The 6,000-nt window shown below is 38.9% G+C and carries 7 protein-coding genes; 6 read left to right on the top strand and 1 reads right to left on the bottom strand.

Annotated features, from left to right (window positions below):
• The first annotated feature begins 290 nt into the window (after window positions 1–290).
• Window positions 291–854 (top strand): polymorphic toxin type 44 domain-containing protein, encoded by a 564-nt coding sequence (locus H6A28_RS13470; RefSeq protein ID WP_204480787.1) that lies wholly within the window; start codon window positions 291–293, stop codon window positions 852–854.
• Window positions 836–1,381, top strand: coding sequence for a DUF4948 family protein (locus H6A28_RS13465; protein ID WP_258336261.1), 546 nt, complete (start codon window positions 836–838; stop codon window positions 1,379–1,381). The genes H6A28_RS13470 and H6A28_RS13465 overlap by 19 nt, the downstream gene beginning before the upstream one ends.
• 94 nt (window positions 1,382–1,475) lie before the next feature.
• Here the strand turns inward: H6A28_RS13465 and H6A28_RS13460 are convergent, their stop codons facing one another.
• Window positions 1,476–1,787 (bottom strand): hypothetical protein, encoded by a 312-nt coding sequence (locus H6A28_RS13460; RefSeq protein ID WP_204428970.1) that lies wholly within the window; start codon window positions 1,785–1,787, stop codon window positions 1,476–1,478.
• A gap of 244 nt (window positions 1,788–2,031) precedes the next feature.
• Here H6A28_RS13460 and tssD point away from each other — a divergent pair, with 244 nt between their 5' ends.
• The 4 genes from tssD to H6A28_RS13440 all read left to right on the top strand — a co-directional run bounded on the left by tssD (window position 2,032) and on the right by H6A28_RS13440 (window position 5,479).
• Window positions 2,032–2,421 carry a type VI secretion system tube protein TssD gene (gene tssD / locus H6A28_RS13455; RefSeq protein WP_204428968.1) on the top strand — a complete coding sequence of 130 codons (390 nt, stop codon included), beginning with the start codon at window positions 2,032–2,034 and terminating at the stop codon, window positions 2,419–2,421.
• Between the two features lie 247 nt (window positions 2,422–2,668).
• Window positions 2,669–3,136, top strand: coding sequence for a hypothetical protein (locus H6A28_RS13450; protein ID WP_204428966.1), 468 nt, complete (start codon window positions 2,669–2,671; stop codon window positions 3,134–3,136).
• A 12-nt stretch (window positions 3,137–3,148) separates the two neighbouring features.
• Complete coding sequence (locus H6A28_RS13445) at window positions 3,149–4,537, top strand: DUF5458 family protein (RefSeq protein WP_204428964.1); 1,389 nt, start codon at window positions 3,149–3,151, stop codon at window positions 4,535–4,537.
• A gap of 153 nt (window positions 4,538–4,690) precedes the next feature.
• Window positions 4,691–5,479 (top strand): hypothetical protein, encoded by a 789-nt coding sequence (locus H6A28_RS13440; RefSeq protein WP_204440327.1) that lies wholly within the window; start codon window positions 4,691–4,693, stop codon window positions 5,477–5,479.
• Window positions 5,480–6,000 lie beyond the last annotated feature (521 nt).

Below are 6,000 nucleotides of genomic sequence, written 5' to 3'. Positions count from 1 at the left end.
ATGAAGGTGTTACCAAAAGAATTCAAACATGTAGCAACTTATAATAATGAAATAAAAATATCTTTTTTATCTTTAGACTAAAATGAAAACAACAAGGAATTAATCTCAGATGAGAAACAACCGAAAGCAAACAATCTTCTTTATCATCCATACCGCCAGTTATAGACACAGCGAGTTATGTCTGTAAGGAAATAAAGAGGAATATCAACACCATTGAAGCTAAAGAACTGATTCATCTTCTGAATCACTATAATAAAGCGCAAAACTCACAGAAACAGGCCCTCAGAAAAATGACTCCTTTGGGACGAGCTGCTGTCTCGACTTTCGCACCCAACTATAACATCGCAAACACCGTTTCGGATAGAATAAGCGGAAGAATACAAACCTATCAAAAATGGAAAGGACTAGTAGCTGCAAAAAAAGATGGGATCACAAGAAAAATCAAAGAGCTACAAGGCGGTGACTGGGCCTGTGACAGTACTACGCAGTTGAAATTCATGTACGACATTTGGTCAAACATCCATTATGGTTTTGTAGGCAGATATGTGGGATTTACCGCATTTGAGCTTGTCAATGGCGCCGGATTTGCCCAATTGGGCGACAATAACAGATCATATTCAACATGGGCAAAGCAATACATATCCAATCGTTTCGTCGATTTCGGAGATGCTGATATTATTGGCGCATTCGATGATGCAGAAGACACCCAAGCCATAAAGGTAGGAATGAGTCTATTCAACAAGTTCGGTGCCATTCCCTCAACATTGACACCACAACTCATACTGGACGAACTGTATCTCTTTTATCGTAACAACAAACCTTTACATATAGAAAAATGCGAATATCACAAATAACATTTCTGTTTTCTTGCCTGTTCATTACAAGCTGCAAACTCTCTTTGCCAACAGATAATGAAATGATACAGCACTTTACTTTGCATGAAGCAGCTTTTAATAAAATACAAAATGTAATTTCACAACGAACCTACGGATGTTATTATCCACCTTACAGAACCGATACACTATATGGTGAAGACCAACTAAGCATTAAGAAACTATCTCAAGAAGACAGACAATTGTTAGACTCTCTTCTGTTAGAGATAAACTGTGAACGCATTTTTTATTGGAATAAAGAACGGAAAAAGGAAACTGGACATGACTCTACAGAAATAATTATTTCTATTCCCTATTTCATGTATGGCCTTTCTATTGGAGGAACAACCAAAGAATTTCTCTATGCTCCTAATCTGAAACAAGAATGCCAGTCCATTGAAAATTCACAAATGGATTTGAATGAATTATATCGTAGAACTGATTCAGATACGACTTTTTACAAGCTTATCAAAAATAATTGGTATATTAAACTTGAACATGACAACTAAATGGCCGTTTACTTAAACTTATAAGTTTGTTGTACTCCATACAATATCTAAATTCTTACATGCCTAAAAATTGTAAGAGCCATAACGCCTCTCACTACGACTTATTATTCAGTTCACGCTTCAACCTTTTAATATCTGCATCCAAAAAAGCATATTTATAACTGATAATATTGTTATACTCATCTATTGCCTTTTGTGCATAGAAAGCCTTCTTCGTATGATTATACTCTATTTCATAAGCATAACCAATAAAAAACGGTACTGCGGGGTCTTTCCCACGTAAACATTCAAGTTCCTCTCTGCCCTCCTTGCGGATGTGTTCATCATCACTGAAAGTCTTATCAATAGCCTTGTCCAAGGCACTAAGAATTTGACGTTTTTCTTTTATCATTTGTTCTATATCCATATCCTGTAGCATTTATATGTCCGGACAAATGTACTAAAAATGCCGATAGAAACCCATACAAGAAGCCTTCTATTTGTTCTTTCTGCTATAAAATACGTCGTTTTCTGCCTAATAATTTGGAATATACTCTTTTTCCCCCTATATTTGTTCTCTGTAATATCCTTTTCTTCTTCTGAAAGCGGGGCTCTGCTTTAATCAAGGCAAAAGTAGGTCTTGATTCATAACCAGTATATATTATAATAATATGAGTGCGTTTAGAGCAACCGTTAGCATACGGGGAAAAGAAATAGAGGTGATACTCTCGCAAATCGAATTCAGCCGAAAGACCGACAATAAAGGTCGTCCGGTTACGTCCGTAGTGGGTGGACGAGTTACGTTCAGTATCGAATCCACAAAGGATACAGACATTTTAGAGTCTATGATAAACAGCCAATACAAACCCATCAGCGGTAAAATCATTTATTATAAGACTGAAGACAATTCCGTATTTCGCACTGTTGAATTCCACTGTGCCTACATAGTCTATTATCGGGAGATCTTCAATGTGGACAAGAAACGTCCTCTGTTCACAACCATTACGCTATCTGCCGACAGCCTTATTGTAGGAAATGCGATTTTGTCCAACCGCTGGTGACTGGAAAGGCAGACAATAACACAAAACCAAGTTCCCATAAGGCGGTCCTAAACACATTTTCACCTTCTGGGAAGCAATATCTTTGTCTATTATTCAAGAAATGATGTTACAGAACATAATCTCGCGCTTATGCATGGCATTTATTTTGCGTTTATTTGGCAAAATGCTTGATTGAATGAAAAGGATTTCGTATATTGCCGCCCGAAAATGACAGATAATCTTTGGTTAAATAAAAAATTTAACAACTATGAGCATGTATAATTACGGAATTGGCGGCAACGAAGTGAAAGTGGATGCTAATGAATCCATTGCCGAGATTCCATCGAACCGAACATTGATAGTACAGAAACTGACGGATGAAGCCCCATCCTCCCCAGAGTGCGTGTATGGTCTGCAAACAGTGGAAGATGTATTCCAACGGTTTGAGCCTACGGTTGAACTGGAGCACACGGATGCTGAAGGACAGGAAGTGAAAGAAGTCATGACGTTCCGGAATTTAGGCGATTTCGGTGCGAATAAGATAAAGGAGAACAGCGAGTTCTTGAGTGAACTTGACATTGAGAGGGAACAAAGCATCAAGATTGCCAGGCAATTGGCTTCCAACCGTGCTCTTCAAAAAGTCATCGAGAATCCAGAAACAAGAAATGCATTAGCCGAAGTACTTGAATCGACGATTCAAGAAATATTGGCAGTACAAGGAAAGTCTAAAATCTAAAACATATCCACTATGAGACCAGAAGACCAACCGCAGCAACAGCAAGCTGTTGCTTCCTCCATACAAACTGCAGAACAAGCCAAAACATCATCGGCGTCCGCCATAGACCGTCTGAAAGAATTCGGGGGCTTCTCCTTTTTGGAGAACATCATTGACGGATACTCAAACATGAATCCCAACCGCAAAGCACGGCGCAATATATTTTTGACCGATGCCCAATGGGAAGATGAGCGCAAGGCTTTGGTGAGACGTTTAGGTGTATGGGTAGATTTGCTCCGAAACAACAAATCTGCCGAAGAAATGCGTGACAAAGCGAAAGACACCGCTGTAAAAGCCGAAGACCTGCTGAACAAAAACCTGAAAGCAGCTTTGGCTCGTACGCATGATTTGGAGCAGGCGTACCGGACGGTAGCCTTGTTCTATAAAAATACAGAGAATGACAAGGTAAAGAATGTCACGATTGTCAATGCCAGTCTGGAACAATTACGCGATTTGGACAATACCGTATTTGCCGATTATATCAGCAATGAGTTGAGACAAAATTTCGACCGTCTGGATCTGCGTCGTAATTACTCGCTGTTGGTTATTCCGGGGTATTTAGGCTCGAATGCCATATTGGACAAATGGTCCAAAATGGCACATGAAAACAAGGTATTCCTAATAACCGACTTCCAAGATTTGGAATCTCCGGACGACGTAGTTGACATCTTCTTCAATGCGGATCATACGAGCGGCGATGCGTTCAAGTCCAATACAATCATGACATGCAACTGGCTGTTGGGACGCCAAAAAGAAGAAAGCGTAGGCGAGGAGGAAAACCTCTATGTACCACCTTCGGCAGCATTGGCCGGAAAGATTTACAGCACCTTGATGTCGCAAGTTGTTGCCGGCAAGAAATTTGGCGGCATCAATGAAGTGGAAAGTGTACGATTTGACCTCAAAAAAAGCGAAATATCCGAACTTGAACGGATGGGACTCATACCGATGGTCAATGAATATAGTAAAGTCATGGCTTTCTCAGCCAAGACCCTGTTCAATGGTGATAACCTCGGTTTGCAGACCTATTCTGTCGTACGTGTATTTGACTATATTACTAAGGTGTTGTTTGACTTCCTTAACCGTCGCGCCTTTGAAAACTGGACAACGCGTACGGAAGCAGATCTACGTGAACAAATCGTCAAGTTCCTTGACAGTGTGAAGGGACCTAACCGACTGATAGAACGCTTCAAAGTCATGAAGATAGAACAAGACCCAAAGCAAAAAGACCATGTTTTGCTGGATCTACACGTTACTCCATTCTTCCCTGCCAAGAGTTTCATTATCCAACTTGCGGGACACAAAGGCGATGGACCGGAAGAAGCTGTTTGGGAAAGCGAATATCGGCAGGAATCCGGAGAATAAATGTTTAGTACATCCGTATGATACCTTTTAATTTAGTTGGGGGTATCATTTCCAGAGTTAAAATAGAGAATACATTTCAATCTCATTTCATAAAAGACTGTCCCAGATAAAATTTTGGGACAGTCTTTACAAATTATTAAAATTACTCTGATTATGCCCAATTATTATGAAGAAATATCTGTGATTGAATTGCAGAACAGGTTGCAAAAGGGTATGTCCATAGTTGGAAATGTAACATTTAACAATGGAAATAAAACAACATTGCAAATAGATCCTTTAATGACAACTGAAATAGAAAGGTGTAGGACGGGATCTTTTGCTTTGGTATCTTTTGGTCACAATACTCCAGAATGGGCAACAAACCCTTTGATTATTGACCAACAACCAGCTCAAGTCCAAGACAGCAATTCAATTGACATTTTTTCCAATCTGAATGCTACAGTGGGAATGTCAGCAGATATAGCAGACAAACTTGGCTATAAACATACTATGCGTTTTTTTCGCAGTAATCATACTGTATTCTCACCCAAAATATACCCTACAGGATGGAAAGGCGGGAGCAGATCTCATATTAAAACATATAAAGTCACTCGTGTTGTAGGGTGGACAACTTTTTTCTTAGGAATTGTTTTTGACTATGCAAAATACGAGAACGGGGAGATAGAACCCGGCAAATTATTGATAAACACGGCTATTTCAACAATCGGCCTATTGGGAGGACCTATTGGTTTTACAATTAGCACCATCTATTGGGTATTAGACACTTTAGGAGCATTTGAATCACATAACCCTTTGCCTCTGCAAAGAAAAGATCCTCTAATGTTACCCAAAGACAATCTCAAAATAATTCTACCGGATAATTATAAACCGCAGCAAACTTTAAAAAGAATTTATTCTCCCAAACAAACATACATTCATCCAATGCCACCTAAACGCTATTAAATATGCTCCAAGAAATTGCCTATTGGACCTATTATTTTTGCCATAAGAATCACTTCCTTCGCCAAAATGGGGAGGAAGTTTTGATAGCCCCCTTATTCTTTGCATTAAATTTGTACGTTAATGCACTTTCCGTAATTCACCTCATCGAGTTTTGGATCGGAATTCATATTATGGAATTACTCCCGTGGGGAGAAACATTCGATCTCTTATCTTATATAGTGGCCTTCTGTGTTATTTCCCCATTTGTCTATTTTGGTTACAAATCCTATTTCCACCCCCATAAACTGTCTGAGCTAATCAAAAAATACGAGAGAAAACAAGTCTACAGAAAACGCTGGGGTAAATTTTTCTATGCACTCTATGTCATTATCACCTATTGCTTATTTTTCTTTGTGGTCGAAACATTCAAAATCTGAATTATTAAAATAGCATAAAACCAATATATTGATTATGACACATTTATATTCATTCTTATTCTTTCGACACACGAATAATTTCAACTTAAATCCTATCAAAAGGTC

The organism is Bacteroides mediterraneensis, from assembly GCF_016900355.1.
Classification (GTDB): Bacteria; Bacteroidota; Bacteroidia; order Bacteroidales; family Bacteroidaceae; genus Phocaeicola.
This window is presented reverse-complemented; position numbering and strand designations above follow the sequence as displayed.

Coding starts and splice junctions, on each gene's coding strand:
- H6A28_RS13470 (WP_204480787.1), top strand. CDS start 291: ATGACTCCTTTGGGACGAGCTGCTGTCTCGACTTTCGCACCCAACTAT.
- H6A28_RS13465 (WP_258336261.1), top strand. CDS start 836: ATGCGAATATCACAAATAACATTTCTGTTTTCTTGCCTGTTCATTACA.
- H6A28_RS13460 (WP_204428970.1), bottom strand. CDS start 1,787: ATGGATATAGAACAAATGATAAAAGAAAAACGTCAAATTCTTAGTGCC.
- tssD (WP_204428968.1), top strand. CDS start 2,032: ATGAGTGCGTTTAGAGCAACCGTTAGCATACGGGGAAAAGAAATAGAG.
- H6A28_RS13450 (WP_204428966.1), top strand. CDS start 2,669: ATGAGCATGTATAATTACGGAATTGGCGGCAACGAAGTGAAAGTGGAT.
- H6A28_RS13445 (WP_204428964.1), top strand. CDS start 3,149: ATGAGACCAGAAGACCAACCGCAGCAACAGCAAGCTGTTGCTTCCTCC.
- H6A28_RS13440 (WP_204440327.1), top strand. CDS start 4,691: ATGCCCAATTATTATGAAGAAATATCTGTGATTGAATTGCAGAACAGG.